The 21,132-nt window shown below is 46.6% G+C and carries 9 protein-coding genes and 1 riboswitch; of the genes, 2 read left to right on the top strand and 7 right to left on the bottom strand.

The genetic code is table 11. The features are described from left to right. The first annotated feature begins 111 nt into the window (after window positions 1-111). Complete coding sequence (locus ACQ4MX_RS27730) at window positions 112-1,029, top strand: ArsR family transcriptional regulator (RefSeq protein ID WP_431088487.1); 918 nt, start codon at window positions 112-114, stop codon at window positions 1,027-1,029. A 64-nt stretch (window positions 1,030-1,093) separates the two neighbouring features. Continuing rightward, window positions 1,094-1,858 (top strand): HAD family hydrolase, encoded by a 765-nt coding sequence (locus ACQ4MX_RS27725; RefSeq protein ID WP_134914774.1) that lies wholly within the window; start codon window positions 1,094-1,096, stop codon window positions 1,856-1,858. A 185-nt stretch (window positions 1,859-2,043) separates the two neighbouring features. Here the strand turns inward: ACQ4MX_RS27725 and ACQ4MX_RS27720 are convergent, their stop codons facing one another. The 7 genes from ACQ4MX_RS27720 to thyA all read right to left on the bottom strand — a co-directional run bounded on the left by ACQ4MX_RS27720 (window position 2,044) and on the right by thyA (window position 20,857). Next, window positions 2,044-3,342 carry a hypothetical protein gene (locus ACQ4MX_RS27720; protein WP_431088485.1) on the bottom strand — a complete coding sequence of 433 codons (1,299 nt, stop codon included), beginning with the start codon at window positions 3,340-3,342 and terminating at the stop codon, window positions 2,044-2,046. A gap of 27 nt (window positions 3,343-3,369) precedes the next feature. After that, window positions 3,370-12,291 (bottom strand): amino acid adenylation domain-containing protein, encoded by an 8,922-nt coding sequence (locus ACQ4MX_RS27715; protein ID WP_431088483.1) that lies wholly within the window; start codon window positions 12,289-12,291, stop codon window positions 3,370-3,372. 131 nt (window positions 12,292-12,422) lie between these two features. Further along, window positions 12,423-12,512: riboswitch (cyclic di-GMP riboswitch) on the bottom strand. A 773-nt stretch (window positions 12,513-13,285) separates the two neighbouring features. After that, window positions 13,286-14,296: an aldo/keto reductase gene (locus ACQ4MX_RS27710; protein ID WP_431088481.1), complete on the bottom strand. Its 1,011-nt coding sequence runs from the start codon at window positions 14,294-14,296 to the stop codon at window positions 13,286-13,288. Window positions 14,297-14,657: 361 nt separating this feature from the next. Beyond that, window positions 14,658-17,045: a DNA topoisomerase 3 gene (locus ACQ4MX_RS27705; RefSeq protein ID WP_431088479.1), complete on the bottom strand. Its 2,388-nt coding sequence runs from the start codon at window positions 17,043-17,045 to the stop codon at window positions 14,658-14,660. Between the two features lie 784 nt (window positions 17,046-17,829). Next, window positions 17,830-19,317 carry a glutamate synthase subunit beta gene (locus tag ACQ4MX_RS27700; RefSeq protein WP_134914778.1) on the bottom strand — a complete coding sequence of 496 codons (1,488 nt, stop codon included), beginning with the start codon at window positions 19,315-19,317 and terminating at the stop codon, window positions 17,830-17,832. Window positions 19,318-19,554: 237 nt separating this feature from the next. Beyond that, a complete protein-coding gene (locus ACQ4MX_RS27695) occupies window positions 19,555-20,043 on the bottom strand; it encodes a dihydrofolate reductase (RefSeq protein ID WP_431088477.1) in 489 nt (162 codons plus the stop codon). Window positions 20,044-20,062: 19 nt separating this feature from the next. Continuing rightward, the gene (gene thyA, locus ACQ4MX_RS27690; protein ID WP_431088475.1) at window positions 20,063-20,857 is read right to left on the bottom strand and encodes a thymidylate synthase; all 795 of its coding nucleotides are present in this window, start codon (window positions 20,855-20,857) and stop codon (window positions 20,063-20,065) included. Window positions 20,858-21,132: the final 275 nt, after the last annotated feature.

The following is a 21,132-nucleotide window of genomic DNA, read 5'->3' as shown; positions in this document are numbered from 1 at the left end:
AGCCATAATAAATAAGTGAGCAATTTCAAAATGCTCATGTTGTGCTTATGGACGGGCTTAATTACGTTCACCGCTCTGGGCTCGAAGACAGAATAGGAGGCATTTGATTCCATGAGTTATCAAATTAAAATAGACACTTCTCCAATTTACGAATTACTCGGCAGCTTTATGGCCTATGTAACCAAAAAGTGGGTACACGACATGGACTTGGGCCATGAGTGGATCGACAAGGTGGATGCACGGCTGCAAAACGAAGTGCGCTCCGAGCTTGCTACGGCGCAGGATTGCCCTTTTAGCGATTATGACGCGCTTTATGTTTGGGCATTGCTTCGACCGGAATCGGATGAAATATCCGATTATATCGCTTATTTGGACAACGGCCCGGATGAAGACATGTTCGAGCTGATTGTACCGCATGTTCCTTTTTTAACCTTTGAAGAATCTTTGCGCATTCGCAAGGTGTACGCCCCTCTCCTCAAATTATGGGATCGGGACTATTTCCGGGCCATGGAAAGTGAACTGCGTGTGCTGGCAGAGGAAGACGCTGCAGAAAAACGCATGCTGCTAAGCAAAATGGAGCCGGAAGCACTGGTTGAATACGCTACAGCCGGACTGATCGTGCCTCATATGGAAGATTTGGATACCGTTGTTCTGTTTCCAGTCGTCCATAATCGTCCGATTAATTCGTACTGTTTTTATACCCGTATGCTGCTGATACAGTATCCGGTAGACGTTCCCGAAGAAAGTGAGGAAGAACCTCCTACACTCCTGCTTCGGCTGACTCGGGCGGTAAATGACTCACAACGTCTGCGGATTCTGCGTTATGTGGCTCAAGGCCCTAAATCCCTCGAAGATATGCGTCATGATTTGAGCCGATTGGAAGACACACTCATGTCTGATATGATGATTTTACGAGTAGCTGGTCTGCTCCGTATCCACATTGGACGTTATCACAAGGAAAAATTCAGCATTCGCCCCGACGGAGCGGCTGATTTACAGGTATTTTTGGAATCCTATATCGGACTGTAATTTAAACTGCACCCTCAGTTATAACGAACATCGTTAAAGCGTTGGCTTGGAAGGAGTATGCAACATGTCGTATCCGAAGCAGCATATTTTATTTGATCTTGATGACACTTTGGTCCACTGTAACAAGTATTTCGACCTTATTCTCAACCACTTTTTCGATTTGCTTCAGGAATGGTTTGCAGCCCATAACCTGACGAAAAATACAATTCGTGAAAAGCAAATCGAAATTGATGTAGCTGGAGTGCATCAGGTGGGCTTTGCCAGCGAGCATTTTCCACAGTCCTTGATTGATACGTACCACTTTTTTTCGGAACAGTTTGGACGCCGTACCGATCCGCGGGAAGAGCAGGAGCTTCGCTCGCTTGGGCGAAGTGTGTACGAGCAGGAAATCGAACCGTATCCCGGGATGGTCGAAACGTTAAATTCGCTCCAAAAAGCTGGACATTCCCTGCATCTGTACACCGGCGGTGAGCAGGTCATTCAGGAAAAGAAGATTGAACAGATGAAGCTGGCTAACTATTTTGATGATCGCATCTACATTCGTCAGCATAAAAATGTCGAGGCTCTGGAGGAAATTATCCAGATGAATAGCTTTGATCGAAGCATCACCTGGATGATTGGTAACTCTCTGCGCACCGATGTATCACCCGCCCTTGCGGCAGGCATTCATGCTGTATATCTCAAGCAGGCCAAGGAATGGGTTTACAATATGGTAGAGCTGCAAAAAAACGTTAACTCCGTGATGTATACGATACAGAAGCTAACAGAAGTACCCCGAGTGATACACGAAAGCATTCAATTGCATCAACAAAAAAGGACTCTCGGCTAGATAGCACCGCTAATATCCCCTTCAAGTAGACACTCAAAAAAGTCCACATGGTATCATGAGGCTAGAGAGAACTTGGAGGGGATATTTTTTTACTTTTATAACTACTAACGATTTCAGTCAAATTCAAACAGCGCGCGCCGATTAAGTATCGGCACGCGCTGGCTGCTTAGTCTTTTTTTATTTATCTACTTGACAGGGGGATAACCATTCAACAAATGTTCCAAGGATAAAATCCGGTCAAAAAGACCAAAGACTTCTTCCGAATCGTAAAGATTCTCCAATACGCTGACCTCCATCATTAAACGTCCCGAAAGCGTAGCCGTTGTGAGCAATAACGACTGGTTTTTGATGGAAAAATAGATGGTGTCCACCCATTCCTCCATAATCGGATACGATATGACTCCCAGATTGGACAAGGTGATGGTAAAATTCCACAGGGGGAATCTTTCAGGCATTGTTTTCATAACCAATTCAAGACACTGTTGTTTATATTTCCGATATGAATTGGAAAACGAAGCAAAAAAGAGCGACAACGCATAAGGAACCCCCCTTTTGAACCATTTGAACGCGGATTTCACCTGTTTTTCCAAATTTCCATCCCGGAAAAATTGCATTGGAAGGCTTGCGACGTAATTGCCGTGCATAGTTTCCGGCGAGTAGTTATGCAGAAACTTCAAATCCATAGGCATGGAGACAAACACGCGTTGCTTGCCGGGAGCATGCTGTAGTAGTCCATCAGTCATTCGATAACAGATGTATTCGGTTAATGTCATTTTTAGGCTCCGGCATCGCCGTAAAATCTCTCCAGTCTCCTCTTTGCTGAATCTATACGATTTTTTGACATAACCGCCGCCTTGCTCCGGCCTTCTGCCGTAACTCAAATCAACGGTTTCGCCAGCGCCTGTCCCTTTTCCCCTAACCCTGGTCATAAAACCTGCAACAAATACCGGCATCCACATAAAAGCGGAAAATCTTCTTTTCATACGCAACAGCCTGTCTTTGGAGACGTCACCCTTTGCCGCCTTATTTTCCGGCTCGGAATCTGGTTCGCCTGAGTAATATTCCAGCCATCTCTTGATCCAGAAAACCAAGCTCAGGCCATTAGCCACCGCATGGTTCATCGCAAATATCATTGTATATTCATTTATAGGGTAAATACGAAACGGAAGTCTGGCATTGGTCGGTCTGTATTGAGCCAGTACCTCCTCCTCCGTAAAATATTGGGAAAGCTTCACCTTTTCAGCCTCCAGAAAATGTTTCAGCTCTTTCTGAGAAAAACGACCCCAAACAAACGTGTCTTTTTCGAATTGTTCCACCCTTTTGGCTTGCAGCAAAGGATTGTCCATGATGAGTGAGCGGTAGCTGGAAAACAATTTTTCAGCGTCGATTCTTCTTTTAAAAGTAACCGTTGCGATCATGCTATTGGATAAAATATAATCTTCAGTTCCGAAAAAGTAGGTGCTCGCCAGTTTAATCGCATCCATTTCTCCCCCTCCTTCCCTTCTATTATTTTACATAAACCCTACTTTTTTGACATGATCCATCATCAGCTTCACTTTTTGACCGTCCAGCCTGGACCACTCAAACCCCAGCGCCTGCAAAATACCGTCAGTCTTCTTGTTCATCGTCATGAACAACGTTTTGCTTGCTCCCTCAAAGAAGACGTTGGAATGAACAAGAATCCGGGCAACCTCCTGCTCTGTCTCTGGTTCATCGTATTTTTCAAACATGTATTCGGTAAAATCCTCCACTGGCATTGGCTTTACATTTATATCCGTTTGCTTCAAAAGCTTGGCAAAAGATATCATGCTAACCTGATGGCTGTTAAACAGATGATAGGTTTCGTTGATTAGATTTTTCCGGTCAAACAGGAGTACAACTGCCTTGGCCACCTCATCCACAAAGGAGAAGTTCATGGTTTTATCTTGAATTGCGGGGACCAGGCCAAGTGTGATCATCGACTTTACCAATGAATAAAATGCATTATCCGAGATATTTTCCTGGAAGATCCCCGAATTGGAATCAAATACGAGGTTCCCGACTCTGAACACATTGGAATCAAGCCCTTGTTGCCTTGCTTTAACAATCTCTTTCTCGGCTTCGAGCTTTGTCATAACGTAATAGTTATCAGAGCTTTGTTCTACATTGCAATCATATTCAGTGAACATGATGCTGCTCTGGTCTTCTATCCAGCCACTACCTACGCTGGTGGTGGAAACGAAATTGTAGGTCTTTTTCTTCCCTGTACCAGCAAATTCGATCAGTCTTTCGTTCCCTTCCACATTGACCGCCTGAAATTCCGAGAAATGCCCAAAATGCTTCACATTTGCCGCCGAGTTAATGATCGCATCAATGCTTCCGGCCAAATCCTCATAGCGCTCCCGGCTCAGTCCAAAGTAGTCCTGGGTTAAGTCTCCGCAAAACACGCACACTCTGTCTTCCCAGGCATTCTCCCCAAGCTCAAGACCAAAATGGAACTTCAGCTTCGCCCACAGTCTTTCCAGCGCCTCATCGTCACTCGTTCCCCGAACAGGTACATACACCTTATATTCCGTATTTTGCAGCAGTTGAAACAAAATATGGATTCCCAGATACCCTGTTCCTCCTACCAGCAGAACATTACGGTAGTCAGCCCGTTCAGAAAGATCGATATTTTCATAACCCTGATTTTTCTTTTGGTATTCTTTGAGACTCTCGCGCATTTTCCAGACAACACCAGGTACGCCGTTTTCCCCGGAAGCTGCCGCTTCCCGTAAGGCGTACACGAATTGTTTTAATCTGTCTTTGGAATACTTAATGTTATCCGCCAAGGCCCGAATCGTCGGATATTGAAAGATGTCGTTAATGCCCACTTCAAAATCCAGCGCCAGCCTCGAAACCACCTGAATCGCCTTGATCGAATTGCCACCCAGTCTAAAGAAATGCTCATCAATTCCGATTGAATCCATGCCGAGAATCTCCTGCCATACCTTCTGGATTTTCAAATCAACGTCATTTCTTGGGCTGCTGACTGTGTGGTCGCTTCCCTGCCATTCAGGCTCGGGTAATGCCTTCCTGTCAATTTTTCCGCTCGGAGTCATCGGCATGTCATTTAGCTTCATAAAGCTGGACGGCACCATATAATCAGGTAGCTCCTGCATAAGCTGTTCCCGCAGCTCATCTGCTTCCGGTTCGCCCTCTGCTGTAAAATACGCCGCCAGATACTTCTCGCCTTGCTTGTCTTCCCTGGCGATCACCGCTACCTCCCGGACAAGCGGATGCTTTTGCAACTGTGCTTCGATTTCTCCCAGCTCAATGCGAAAGCCGCGAATTTTCACCTGATCGTCGATTCTTCCCAAAAATTCGATATTCCCGTCCGGCAGCCAGCGCACCAGATCGCCCGTACGGTACAGCTTCTCTCCAGCTTCGTAAGGATTCACCACAAACTTCTCCGCCGTCAGCTCCGGCCGATGTAGATACCCCCTCGCCAATCCGTCTCCCGCAATGCACATTTCCCCGGCTGCTCCCAGCGGCAGCAGCTTTTGATGTGTATCCATAATGTAAATTCGAGTATTGGCAATCGGTTTGCCAATCGGTACCGACGGGTACCCCATTTCCTCTTCCCGGTACGTCCACGCGGTTGCAATTACACTTGATTCGCTCGGACCATAGGCGTTCATATACTCCACGCTGTCCTTCCACCGCATTACCAGATCTTTGGTAATCGCTGATCCGCCTGTCACCAGTTTTTTCAGTGCTGGCAGCTTGTACGGTTCCATCCCCGCCAGATAGGTAGGCGGTAGCAGCGCAATCGTAATTTGGTTTTCGTTTACGAAGCGCGCAAACTCATTCAGGTTATTAATAATATCTCGCGAAACCAGATAAAGCGTTCCGCCTCCCAGCAAAATCGTGAACATTTCCCAGACTGAGGCGTCAAACGAGCTGCTGGCAAACTGCAGCATCCGATCCGATCCGTTCACGCCCCATTGTTCCTGGAAGAAATGCTGGAGGTTGATCACTCCCCGGTGTTCTACCATGACCCCTTTGGGTTTCCCCGTAGATCCCGAGGTATAAATGATATAAGCCAAATCCTCCGGATTGTTAACAGGCTCCGGACTGGCACGGTCTAGCTCTATATACCTCAGGCTTTCGTCATCCAAGTCCATGATTGCCCCGTGGTAGGTGAGCTTGTCCCGGAGATGCTTTTGCGTCAGTACAATGGACGCGCCGCTGTCCTCCAGCATGTAGTGAATCCGTTCCTCCGGATAATTCGGATCTATCGGCAGGTAGGCTCCGCCCGCTTTAAGTGTTCCCAGGATGCCTATGACCATTTCCATGGAACGCTCCGCCATGATGGCGATGATATCGTTCGGCTTCACTCCACGCTCTCTCAAGACAATGGCCAGCCGATTCGCCTGCTCGTTCAGCTCCCGGTAGGTCAGCGTTTGCTCTCCCCAGACCAAAGCCGGATGATCTGCTCTTTGCTCCGCTCGTTCCTCAAACAACCCGTGGATCGTGTGATCCTTCGGATATTCCGCCTCCGTGCGGTTAAAATCACAGAGCTGCACGCTGCTCTCTTCCTCCGGTACGATCTCGATATCTTCGATCCTGATCTTCGGACAACGGATGATTTCACGGATGATCATTTTAATCTGCCCGGCTACCCGCTCCATAAAGCATCTGTCATAGGCCAAGCTATTGTAGCGGAATTTGATCTGCAAATCGTTCTCAGGCACAACAATAAAATTAAAATCAAAATTCGTCTGTTCGGAGACCTTCGTGGACAGAATCCTCAAATCTGTTCCGTGGTCGCCCTGTCCTTTGTCAGCTTCCTCTATCGGATAGTTTTCAAAGGCCAGCAGATTTTGCACCAATCCGCCTCCATGGGCGGTCCGTGACTGAATTTCCGCCAGCGGATAATAGTGATGCCGCTCAGATAGCCATGCCTCCTGCTGCAGTTTGGCAATCAGGGCTGAAAAGCTTTCTTCCTTTTCTGCCCGTACTCTGACAGGAATCGTATTGATAAACAGCCCCACCATCTGTTCAACGCCTTGAATTTCTGACGGTCTTCCCGAGACAACCGTTCCGAACACCACATCCTGGGTATTGTTGTACCGTTGCAGCAGGATTCCCCATACGGCCTGTATCACCGTACTTAACGTGACGCCGTTTTCTCTTGCGATTCTCTCCAAACTCGCCTTCATTTCCTTATTTATCGTAAAATCGTATTCCTCCTGAATGTATCCCGAATTAGCCCTATTAATTTGGGTTTGAGGCAGCAGCGTCGGCGGCTGTTCGTACTCCGTCAGATAATTCTCCCAGTAAGCCCCCGTCTCCCGGTCATTCCTTTGTTCCAGCCACTGGATATATTGACGATAAGGATACACCGTGCCTAATTGCGGTATGCTTCCTTCATGAAGCGCACTGTAAATTTCCAGCAGCTCTTTAAATACAATGCCAAGACACCATCCATCCATAATGATATGATGAAAACTCAAAATGAAACGGTAGCTGTCGGCACTCACTCTAATCAAGGCAAATCTGATCAGCGGCTCCCGGGTGAGGTCAAAGCCCTTTTCTCTATCCTTGTCCAAATAGGCTTGGAGATAGTTTTCTTTCTCTTCCTCCGTCAAAAAGGAAATATACTCGAAAAACATTTCAGCCTGTCTGTCCTTTAAAACGACCTGAACCGGTTTTTCCACCTTCTCATAAACAAAGGCGGTCCGCAAAATATCGTGTCTTTGAATCACCTGCTGGAAAGCACGCTCAAACAAGCTTCTATCGATCTTACCCTGCAAACTGATTACGGCTTGCTCAAAATACGCATGAGAGTTTTGTTCTCTGAGGAAGTGGTAGAGCATTCCCGACTGCATAGGGGTCAGTGTATAAATATCCGTGATATTGGGCTTAGAATCCCCCAGCGCGCGATATACCTCTTCTACCTCCGCCGTCGTAATGTTGCTGGAACTTACATCACTGGCTGTCAGTTCCGTATATTCCTGTGACACGCAATGCTCGATAATTTGCTCCAGATTGCGCTTAAAGCCTTCTGCCACTGTGATCAGCGTGGCCTTTTCATATTCGTGCTTGTGATAGGCGAAACTCAGCCGCAGCTTTCCATCAGTCACCCTTCCGTTAATGTCCAAGCAGTAAGGTCTTTGCATGTCGGGTGAAACCGTCTCATCGGCAAGAACATCGGAGATGGTAAATATATCGGTATCGATATCCTGATCAAACTGCCCCAGGTAATTGAAGCTGATCTCAGGGTGCAAATTAAACCTTAAGATTTCCTCGTCCCGAGGGAACGTCTGGTATTTTAAAATGCCGTAGCCGATGCCTTTTTGCGGAATGCGCCGGAGGCTTTCTTTAACGGCTTTAAGCCGGGAAGACACGTTCTTGACGCCTGCCATATCCAAAATCACAGGGTATTGGGCGGTAAACCAGCCTACGGTTCTGCTGATATCCATATCCTGAATGATTTCTTCGCGTCCGTGTCCTTCCAGGTTAACAAGCACCTTATCTTCTCCTGTCCATTCCCGAATAGCCTCTCCCAATGCCGTCAAAAGAACATCGTTGATTTCAGTATTGTAAGCCTTATTCACTTCTCTAAGCAGCTTGGCGGTTTGGACTTCATCCAGCACGATTTCGATATGATCGCTATCCATATATGTTCTGCCATGAACGGAATGATCCTTGGGAATTGGCTTGATTTCATTCTGCTCCAGTTCGGACCAATACGTGATTTCTTGCAGAAGCTCCCCGCTGCCGGCATACGTATAAAGTTGTTCAGACCATGCCAGGAAAGAGTCCGTTTTCCCTCTGAATGTGACTTCTTCACCCTTCTCTGCCTGTCGGTATCCTGTAGAAATATCCTCAAAAAGAATCCGCCAAGAAATCCCGTCAACCACCAGGTGGTGAATACTTACGCACAGATAGTCACCGTCTTTTGTTTTGAACAAGCCCGCTTGCATCAGAGGTCCACATTCTAAATCCATGCGGGACTGAAGCTGGGCGGCTTCTTCCTTTACGGAGCTATCATATATATCATCATTTGTAAGATCCTTTACCTCCAGCGAATATAGTTCGCCTTCCGTGCCCCGGTTGAACAGAACCACCTGTCCCGCCTTCTCACGCACTACAATACGCAAAGCATCATGGTGTTCCACCAAGCCATCGAACACTTTTCTTAACACCTTTTCGTCAAAGCCCTGTTTCCTATGTAACAGAATAGACTGGTTGAAGTGGTGTTTTGCTGCAAAAGGCTGCTCGAAAAACCAGCTTTGAATGGGCGTGAGCATGATTTCCCCTGTTACCATTCCTTGAAAAGCAGTATGTTCGACAGATTGTACATAGGCACTCAATTGTTCAATCACAGGATGGTCAAAAAGTTCCTTCAGTTGCAGCTTTAGCTTATAATCGTGAAGCTTGGACACGACCTGGATGGCTTTAATAGAATCTCCCCCCAGATTCAGAAAGTGATCCTTAATGCCTACTCGTTCGACTTTCAGGACTTTTCCCCATATTTCAGCCAATATCTCCTCTATTTTGTCTCTCGGTGCCACATATTCCTCCGTTGCATTCACGCTCAGATCGGGCTCGGGCAATGCCCTTCGGTCAATTTTTCCGCTCGGAGTCATCGGCATGTCATCCAGTTGCATAAAGCTGGACGGCACCATATAATCAGGCAGCTCCTTCATAAGCTGTTCCCGCAACTCTTCCGCTCCCGGTTCGCCCTCTGCTGTAAAATACGCCGCCAGATACTTCTCGCCTTGCTTGTCTTCCCTAGCGATCACCGCCACTTCCCGGACAAGCGGATGCTTTTGCAACTGTGCTTCGATTTCTCCCAGCTCAATGCGAAAGCCCCGAATTTTCACCTGATCGTCGATTCTTCCCAAAAATTCGATATTCCCGTCCGGCAGCCAGCGCACCAGATCGCCCGTACGGTACAGCTTCTCTCCAGCCTCGTAAGGATTCGCCACAAACTTCTCCGCCGTCAGCTCCGGCCGGTGCAGATACCCCCTGGCCAATCCGTCTCCCGCAATGCACATTTCCCCGGCTGCTCCCAGCGGCAGCAGCTTTTGATGTGTATCCATAATGTAAATTCGAGTATTGGCAATCGGTTTGCCAATCGGTACCGATGGATACCCCATTTCCTCTTCCCGGTACATCCACGCGGTTGCAATTACACTCGATTCGCTCGGACCATAGGCGTTCATATACTCCACGCTGTCCTTCCACCGCATTACCAGCTCTTTGGTAATCGCTGATCCGCCTGTCACCAGTTTTTTCAGCGTCGGCAGCCTGTCCGGCTCAATCCCAGCCAGATAGGTAGGCGGCAACAGCGCAATCGTAATTTGGTTTTCGTTCATGAAGCGTGCAAATTCATTCAGATTATTAATAATATCTCGCGAAACCAGATACAGCGTTCCACCTCCCAGCAAAATCGTGAACATTTCCCAAACCGAGGCATCAAACGAACTGCTGGCAAATTGCAGCATCCGGTCCGATCCATCCACGCCCCATTGTTCCTGGAAGAAATGCTGGAGGTTGATGATTCCCCGGTGTTCTACCATGACCCCTTTGGGTTTCCCCGTAGATCCCGAGGTATAAATGATATAAGCCAAATCCTCCGGATTGTTAACAGGCTCCGGACTGGCACGGTCTAGCTCTATATACCTCAGGCTTTCGTCATCCAAGTCCATGATTGCCCCGTGGTAGGTGAGCTTGTCCCGGAGATGCTTTTGCGTCAGTACAATGGACGCGCCGCTGTCCTCCAGCATGTAGTGAATCCGTTCCTCCGGATAATTCGGATCTATCGGCAGGTAGGCGCCGCCCGCTTTGAGTGTTCCCAGGATGCCTATGACCATTTCCATGGAACGCTCCGCCATGATGGCGATGATATCGTTCGGCTTCACTCCACGCTCTCTCAAGACAATGGCCAGCCGATTCGCCTGCTCGTTCAGCTCCCGGTAGGTCAGCGTTTGCTCTCCCCAGACCAAAGCCAGGTGATCTGCTCTTTGCTCCGCTCGTTCCTCAAACAACCCGTGGATCGTTTGATCCTTCGGATATTCTACCTCTGTATGGTTAAAGCCGCGAACTAGCGTACTCCTTTCTTCCTCTGGCACGATTTCGATTTGCGAAATAAGAGTTTCACTTTGCTCCATGACTTGAGCAAACAAATATTCAAAGTGGGAGATAACGTTCCCAATGGGGATGAATCTTTCAAAAGCCTGTATCTGATAGTCAAAATTAACGGCTACATCCGCTTCACCTTCTTGTCCCCATATCAGGAGATTGAGTGCATTTCTTTCATGATGATGCGGCATACTTACAATCCGGCTTGCTGCGCCGATCAATGCTTCTCTCGTTTCCTGTTCTTCGAAAGAAAGCGATATATCAAACAGTTTGCCTTTCTCATTGCTATTCTCGTAAACCGCCCGGTAAATTTCACCGAAAGACATCTTCTGATGTCGATAGCATTGCATAAGCTCACGTCGGATGCTCTTAATCAGTTCTTTGAAGCTTATATCTTTCTCGGGGCTGATCCGCAGCGGCAGCACGTTGGCGAAATGTCCCATAGTCTGCTTATATTTCGCTTTGCTCCGATTAAAAACCGGGACGCCGATCACCATTTCGTTCCGATTGCAAATCTTGCTGAAATACAGGAACAGTATGCCTAAAAAATAATGGAACGACGAGCATCCTTCCTCCTTGCAAAATTCAATCATTTGATTATATAACGCCTTGTTTATCGTTAAGGTTCGTCGATCACTCCAAACGGAATCGCCGTCACCATCATCGATATCCATGCCTCTGCTCAGCAGAGGCTCGGGAATGGTCAGATATTTGTTCTGCCAGAACGCCCTGTCTTTTAAAAAGGCCGGAGAATTCAGATAATTCTGATTATCGGAAATAAAATCAGCATAGGAATAGACCGTTCTGTTCATTTCGCCAATTCCTTGCGCCAATTTATTGTAATTGTCAAACAGTTGACTGATTAAGAGAGCAAATCCCCAGCCATCGATCACCAAATGATGAACTTTAAGTAAAATGAAGTATGTGTTCGGAGCACCTTTCAACAAAACAAATTGAAAATAGAAGTCCTCTGGTTGAAAAGGTTTTAAAAATTCATTTTTCATCCAGTTGATGCAAAAAGAATTTGGATTTTCCTTCACCGAAAAATCATGAAACGGAACTTCATAGTCAGCTTCCGGCAAAAATGTTAAATAAGGCTCTCCCTTTTTATCAATAAAACGGGCACTCAGAGAATCATTTTGTCTGATTAACAACTGCATGGACTGCCTAATAATAGCTGTATTCAGGTTTCCTTTAACCTCAACATACCCACCGATATTGTAAATGGGCTTTTCAGGGTACATGCACTGTTCGAACCATATATCTTTCTGATAGGAACTTAACGGATACTCCTTGACACTTATTACGCTCGTTTGCATAAAATCCCCTCCTGTTGTTAATCATTTCATGCGTTCTACTCTGCAAGCCCAATCATTTCCCGCTGCAAATAAAAGAAGCCTGTTCCCATATAAAAAGCACAGGAACAGACAGCAGACTTCGCCCGGTTTCCTTCGGCAACCTGGCAATCATGGCTGTTTAATCCAGCTTTAGACCCATGGCTTTGTGTCCACCACTTTCGAGGTGATTACGATTAACGGGAAATAAATAAGTATATTTTTTTACATCTCTTGAACATGATCTTATGCTTCTTCCTCCTACATTCGGTAGGAGCTGACCTTGAATTTCCGAAACGTTTTACCTTTATGGATATTTACAATACGTTGTTAGATGCTGATTGATATATTAGAGCGAGCTACTAAATTCCTGTCGTCCGACAACTCCAGTTCAATTTACTTAATTCTCTCATCCCCCCCTCCCAAGATTCAAAGATACCAACCTGCACAACTTAGCCGCTTAGCTTTTTTTAAATGATGGATTTGTGATCCGCCTAGTATACACCTTAATATTGGTACATATATGAAATTAATAAAATTAATTGTATCATATGAAAAATATCTTATTTTGTCAATTAGTTCTAAGTTTTTAATATTTGTGTTTTCACATGCGATATTCTATGAGGTTACGACACAAATGACGTTCCAAAGCTTTTCTCGCATTCGATGTTTTGCCGAAAATAGCGACGTGAGTGTACACGAGAAGTGACTGACAGTTGGAGTGTAACTGCGGAGGATATATCCAAGGGCCAGTCATAGCACATAGTCACGCCGAAAAAAAGAATGTCCTTACAAGAAATGTCGCGCCTAACCTTTAGCAAGGAAGAAGCATGCCATTCTTCCGCCTGCGAACGAAGCATTAATGTCAACCAAGCGTCAAGGAGCGCACATGGACAATATCGTCCTAGTCATGGAGGTGTTAGACAGCGTACCGGCGAAGTTCATTTTCCAACGGAATATTCCACTATTTGAGCCATGATCACTTTGATTTCAGCACTTGGTTGGAAACGTGGCTGACCATCTCAATCTCACTGGCTGTCAAGGTAAACTGCATCGCCTTCACATTTTCCACAGCATGATGTACTTTTGAAGCCCCAGGTATCGCAAATACGTTCTCTCCGTGAGCGTTAATCAGCCAATTCAGGGCAATCTGCGTTGGCGTCACGTTATATTGTTGAGCCAGCTGTTCCAATGTTTCAATTAGTGGCTTCGATCTCCGCAGCCCCGAATCCCGGAATGCCGCCGTCCACTTGCGCGGACCCTTGATCGACTTGACCAGAGACGGATTATTATGGAATTTTCCACTTAAGATCCCCTGCATTAGCGGAGAGTATGCGATGATCGCCACGCCAAGCTCTTTTGCCGTGTCCAGAATTCCGTTCTGTTCGATTCTCCGGTCGAGTAGGCTGTATTTCACTTGATTCGAAACTAGGCGAAGGCCGTGTTCACGCAGCACACGATCGGCTTCACGTATTTGTTGCGCGGAAAAGTTGCTTACGCCCACATATTTAATCTTTCCTTGCCCAACCAGTTTAGCCATCGCATTCATTACGGCGCCAACCGAAGCAAAGGAGTAAGGCGAATGCACCTGGTAGAGGTGAATCGTCCGTTGATCCAAATGGCGAATACGTTCATCAATTGTTGCTGTGATACTGCCTGCGGTCCGAAAGGCCGGCCACCATTTCGTAGCGATATTCGCCTGTTCCGCGAGCGGTCCCCCGATCTCATTCAGCGTGCCGGCCAGTAGCTGCTCAGACTGTCCGCCACCGTATGCTTCGGCGGTATCAAACCAATTAACTCCACCTTCTAAACTGGTCTGAACGATTTGCCGTATATCCTCCCGCCGCAGCACTGGCCAGAATTTCCCGACTATCCCTTTTCCATTGCTAAACTGCCAACACCCAAGCCCCAGCGGTGACAGCTTTAAATCCGAGTTTCCCAGCTTACGTAATTGCAGTGAGCCTGCCACATTTACCGTTTTCTCTTCCACGATCCTTCCATCATCTCCCGTAAAAAAGTTTTCATGTGAAACGATTGCCTTCACGTTTTAAAGCACATAACACAACTTTTCTTCCTGGTTTGCACAGTCCGCTATGGAAAGTTTTTTGAACGCTATGCATAGAGTCTGCTTTATAAACTACCTAAAAAAATACTTTTGCATAACCCTTATTTGTTTTATCGGTTGAAAGCTTACAAATGTTTAATAAAATGTTATACAAGTATCTCTTATGGGGAATTTTGGTGTACGGAACATAAAAAAAGATGACTCCTGATGAATTCAGAAATCATCTGATGGCAGCTAGAAAAGGCCTTCTTTTTCAATCTGTCGAAAATCATACTCTGTACCTGTATCAGTTTTCCTCACGAACGCTAAGTTGCCCTGTACCTGGTTCATTCAGAACAATTCTTGCTTTGACGGTCGAACCATCTTTACGCTTAAAAGATAGCAGCTGTGTCTGTCCCTTCGTCAACAGAGACTTGAGCATCGTTTCCGTAATCTGCTTGCCAGCATATTCCTTCCAGACGACAAAGCCGCAGCCCTGCTTGTAGTGGCTGCATCCATATCCTTTGCGGCCTTCGATGATGCTCCCGCCGCAATTCGACCGCGGGCAGCTGCCTAAAGTCTGCCTTTGGCCTGGCGAAGTGCCCGACAGCTCGGCGGACGAAGCTCGTGCTGCCCTCGCGCTTGAGCTACTCCCAGCTGAACCCGATGCAGCCGCAGTACGCCCCCCTGCGCCCGATGGCACTTGCTCCAGTGACGATGCTCCGCCCGAGTTGTTGGTACGACGTGACGGAGCGCGTGCAGCCCCTTGGGTGGTGATGCTTCCGCTTGCGCCTCCACTACGGGTGGCTCCCTTACTACCCGAGCGTTTGCCTCTTGCTTCCTCGCCAAAAGCGTTCGCTGGAGCCGGTGGTTGCTGCCTCACCTTGTCAATGATGGATAAGGTAAACTTTTTAACGTTATCCATAAACTTTTCCTGGGCAGCTTCCCCCTTGGAAATTTGATGCAAACGGCGTTCCCATTGGCCTGTCATTTCCGGCGAGGCAAGCAGGTCAACCCCCGCATGACGAATCAGGTCAATAGCCATTTTCCCCTTATCCGTAATGAGGATCTTTTTACCCTTCATTTCAATGTAGCCAACCTTCTTCAACCGTTCAATCGTAGCAGCACGTGTCGCCGGCGTACCCAGTCCCGCATCCTTCATGACCTCGCGCAGCTCCTCGTTCTCCATCTGCTTGCCTGCGCTCTCCATGGCTTTAAGCAACGTGCCCTCTGTGTAGCTTTTAGGCGGCTGCGTGGCCTTCTCTTTCATCTCGGCACGAGTGCAATCCACCGGACGACCTGCATCAATCTCAAACTTCTTGTCCGTCCATTCGTCCGTTTCCTCTTCTTCCTCTTTCTTGGGTGCTTTGCTCTTTTTGCCTTTATCCTGATCTGCCTTGCTCAGAACTACCTTCCAGCCCAAGGACAGAAGTTCCTTAATGCTTGTTTTGAACAGATGCTTGTCCACCTGGGTCATCACGGTATGCATTTTATATTCGGCAGGCGGGAAGAAATGTGACAAAAACCTGCGGATTATCAGGTCATATACATTTTGTTCCTCTTTGCTGAGTGTTCCCGGTCTTTTCAGCGTCGGCAATATAGCATGGTGATCCTCAACACGGGATGGATTGCAGACAGCTTTATTCTGTTTATGGACCAAATTGGGGTTCGCTTGCTGTACCAGATCAGCATAAGGACCCGTGCCCAACATACGAAGCGCCTTGTGCATACCATCTATATTTTGCTCCGTTACATAGTTGGAATTAGTACGCGGATAGGAAATGACCTTGTGCCGCTCATAAAGCGCTTGGGCCACATCCAGTGTTTTTTTGGCTGAATAACTATACTTGGCATTCGCCTCGCGTTGAAGCAGCGTCAAATCGTACAGCTTGAACGGATATTCCTTGGTCTGCTTCACATCGTATTTGATGATTTCACCTGTTTTTCCGCGAACTGCGGCTGCTATCGCCTCAGCTTCTTCCGGTTTGGTGAGCCGATCTCCCTGCCACGCACCTTTGTACTTGATCTGATCTTGCTTAAACTCGGCCCACACGTCATAAAAGGTTTGAGACTGAAACGCCTCAATTTCCTTTTCACGATCATGAATCAATGCCAGCACAGGGGTCTGCACCCGTCCGACTGACAACAACGCATTATGCCGTGTTGTAAAGGCTCTGGAGGCATTCATACCAATCAACCAGTCTGCTTCACTTCGTGCCCGCGCAGCCTGAGTCAGAAATTCAAACTCCGAAGCATCTCGCAAGCGCTCGAAGCCTGACGCAATACTCTCTGCCGTTAAATCTGAGATCCACAGTCGCTTGACCGGCTGACGCAGCTTTAACTGCTGTTGAATCAACGCAAAAATATATTGCCCTTCTCGCCCTGCATCACAAGCATTCACGATTGCATTGCAGCGTTTGGCCAACTCACCAATTATTTTTAACTGATCTTTTGTTTTCGGATTCGGTACGATTTTAAACTGCTCAGGGATAATGGGAAGATCTTTAATATTCCAGCGTTTGTACTTGACATCGTATGCATCCGGCTCAGCAAGACCCAGCAAATGACCGATCGCCCAAGTTACAATATATTTCTCCCCCTCCAGATAGGTACGGTTATTTTTAGCCCTCGGCTCTATAACAGCCGCAATGGTGCGCCCCATATCCGGTTTTTCAGCAATAATTAACGTCTTCATTCATATTCCATTCCTTCCTGACGGCCCTCTGCTTCCCTTTCCTGACTCACACGTATAACAAACGAGAGGTAAATGAAATACAGGCAGGGCCTCATGCAAAAGGAGCCTTCTCCCGGCGAAAGCTCCTTTGTCCATTAGCGCTTCAACAATATACGTGTATTATACCATAGATGCAATCATACTCTCAGGTGATGATTAACGAAGCCATAAAATGATAGTAGCTACTTTCATTCCATAAGGCCATGTAAAAGAGCTTTATAAACTGAACTTAAAAGTTACCATAGTGCCATTGCACGGAGGGATGATACTTCCCATCGCCACCACTTCGCTTGTATAGCCCCTTCCACCTACTCGGTTTTCCCTATACCTTTTTCAGTTCGACTTATATGGATAATGCAGATGAAGTTTCATTTAAAATCACTCTTCACATATCACTTTGAGTTATATTTATGTTATTTTATATAACATTAAAATTGAGTTTTATCTTTATTCTCGTAAAAATAAATTCATTATTCAATAAAAAAGCTACACTTCACTCCTGTTTTTATGTTATAATCGCTGTAGAAAATAGAAACAAAGATTTTAAAATCATACAAGGTCATATTATTTAACATTAAATTCACAATACTTTACATACAATGATAACAAATGATGTTTCGAAAAAATTTCGTAACTCAATGGTTATCAATTCGCATTTTACAGCCCTGATCATGACAATCCTGTGAACGCAACAAAGCCCCATCCGAGGATGGAGCTTTGACTGGTAACTAATATAGAGCTATATTTACACCAAAACGGTAGCGCCCATCAGGTATTTATCGACCTCACGTGCGGCTTCCCGACCTTCATTAATGGCCCACACAACAAGGCTTTGCCCGCGACGCATATCACCAGCAGCAAAAACCTTATCTACATTCGTAACATATTTCCCGTAACGTGCTTTAACGTTGGAACGACGATCGGTTTCCAAACCAATTTGCTCCACAATTGTTTGCTCAGGACCGTCGAATCCAATCGCAATGAGAGCAATCTGTGCCGGGAATACGCGCTCCGTACCCGGAACAGGCTGATAGATTTTACGCCCCGTTTCATCGACAATACGCTGAATTTGAATCGTGTGCAGCTCTTTCAAATTACCGTTCTCATCACCTACAAACTTGGTGGTCATGATGGAGAACTCACGCGGATCTTCCCCGAATATCGCCTTCGCTTCCTGCTGTGCATAATCAAGAGTGTACACATTCGGAAATTGTGGCCAAGGATTGGCAATAGGGTCTCGTTCCACAGGAGCTTTGGCATGTGTACCAAATTGTGTAACACTTCGACAGCCATGACGCAACGAAGTAGCCACACAGTCCGAACCTGTATCACCACCACCGATTACAATAACATCCTTACCTTGGGAGGACAAATAATTGCCATCTTCCAGATTGGAATCCAGGTAGCTCTTGATGGTACCGTTCAAATAATCCATCGCATAATGAACGCCATTCAAATCGCTACCTTCAATGTTGAATTCTCTCGGCTTTGTGGAACCACCACACAGTACAACCGCATCATACTCAGCAATAAGCTGATCGGTAGGAATATCCTTTCCAATCTCGGTATTCGTAATGAACTGAATGCCTTCCGCCTCCAGCAAATCCACACGACGCTGAACGACCTTTTTGTCCAGCTTCATAGAAGGAATGCCGTACATCAGCAACCCGCCAACACGATCTGCGCGCTCGTACACAGTTACGCTGTGTCCTGCTTTGTTAAGCTGCGCAGCAGCAGCCAGTCCTGCCGGACCCGAGCCGACAATAGCCACTCGTCTGCCTGTACGCTTCTCCGGCGGATTAGGGACAACCCAGCCTTCCTCAAAGCCTTTTTCGATAATAGCTTCCTCAATCGTCTTGATCGTAACAGATTGCCCGATCAGGCCGACCGTACAGGAACCTTCACATGGCGCAGGACAGACACGCCCGGTAAATTCCGGGAAGTTATTCGTCTTGTGCAACCGATCCAGCGCTTCCTTCCACAAACCGCGATATACGAGATTGTTCCATTCCGGAATCAGATTATGAACTGGGCAGCCCAAAGTCGCCCCCATGATGTCCATCCCCGTATGACAATAAGGAGTTCCGCAGTCCATACAACGTGCCCCTTGGGTACGCAGCTCTTCTTCGGACATATGCTTATGGAATTCTTCCCAATCCTTAATACGCTCTGCCGGATCCCGGTCTGTAGGAAGCTGTCGTGTGTATTCCATAAATCCAGTTGGTGTAGACATGTTACGTTCCCCCATCTCTTCGCTTATGAACCCCGTTCATCCATCCGAACTCAAGTCAAATTCGAATTTGTCTGTTTGTATCATGAAAGGGTCTATTCTCGTTGAATTTGATTTATTGTATCACAATACAGCGCAAAAGTAATGAAAACTTATGCAACTTTCTGCATCAACAGCCAAAAGGATTTTTTATATGGTTCATTAATTTTTCAAATGAGCGAGGTCAAATGTAGCCCAATCTTACTTCGTCCTCTCGTAAACGACAAAACGGTAGTCGTACGGGTTTCTTTCATCCTTGACACCGGGAGTTTCACTGACTACATTCCAGCCATTCCAATCCAGCTCAGGAAAAGTCGTATCTCCCTCGAAATTCTCATCAATCCTGGTAACGATTAGCCGATCAGCATGTGTCCAGAACAGTGAATAAATCTCCGCGCCGCCGATGATCATCAGCTCTTCCTGCGCCGCCAATTGGAGTCCTTCTTCCAGAGAATGGATCACTTCTGCGCCTTCAGCCAGGTAGCTCTGATCACGGGTCAAAATAACGTTACGCCGCTTAGGCAGGCTTTTTCCGCCAAAGGATTCCCATGTCTTGCGCCCCATGAGTACGGTTTTACCGATGGTCTGCTCCTTGAAAAATGCCATATCTCTCGGCAGGCGCCAAGGAAGACCGTTATCCTGGCCAATGACGCCGTTTTGTGCCATAGCCCATATCATCGAAATGCTCATAACTCACAGCTCCCCCAAATCAGATAGCGACAGGCGCCTTGATACCCGGATGATATTCATAGTTCTCGAAAGCAAAGTCCTCGTACGTATAATCAAATATTGAATCCGGTTTACGAAGGATTTTGAGCTGAGGCAACGGATAAGGATCACGCTCCAGCTGCGTATGCACTTGTTGCATATGATTTGAATAAATATGCACATCGCCGCCTGACCAAATGAATTCGCCAGGCTCCAAACCACACTGCTGTGCAACCATATGCGTTAGCAATGCATAACTGGCGATATTGAAAGGAAGTCCAAGGAAGGTATCGACTGAACGCATGGTCAGCATGCAAGAAAGCTTCCCTCCGGCCACATAAAACTGAAATACGAAATGGCATGGCGGGAGCTTCATTGAATCGATTTCAGCCACATTCCAAGCGCTGACGATATGTCGCCGGGAATCCGGGTTGTTTTTAATCGATTCAATGACATTTGTAATCTGGTCAATATGTTGTCCGTCTGTTGTTTCCCACGCGCGCCATTGCGATCCATATACAGGGCCCAGATTCCCCTGTTCATCTGCCCATTCGTCCCAAATGGTAACCCCGTTCTCCTTGAGGTAAGAAATGTTGGTATCTCCCCGCAAGAACCACAGCAACTCATGGATAACGGATTTCAAGTGTACTCTTTTAGTTGTTACCAAGGGAAAGCCCTTGGCCAGATCAAAGCGGAGCTGTCTTCCGAAAACAGAGAGTGTTCCCGTTCCAGTACGGTCCTCTTTTTTCACTCCATTTTCCAATATATCCTCCAGCAAATCCAAGTAATTGCGCATTTTATTTCTCTCCTTTAAGCATGAATAAACATCGGCATTGATAAAATCTGAACGTATATGAACGTTAAAAGCGTATCACGTTCACGTACAGTATCCAGTATTCAATGCCCGCAGCGTCAAATTCTAATCTAGAAAAGACCTGCTATTCTGCACCCATATCTATATTTAGTTTATCATGGACTACTCTTTATTGACTATCTACTGTGTGAATTTTCATGGACGTCCTGAAAATCCAAAAATATGAAAAAAAGAGACAAAGAACGCAGATATAGCGC

The sequence above is a fragment of the Paenibacillus sp. 8b26 genome, from assembly GCF_050626875.1.
Lineage (GTDB): Bacteria > Bacillota > Bacilli > Paenibacillales > Paenibacillaceae > Paenibacillus.
This window is presented reverse-complemented; position numbering and strand designations above follow the sequence as displayed.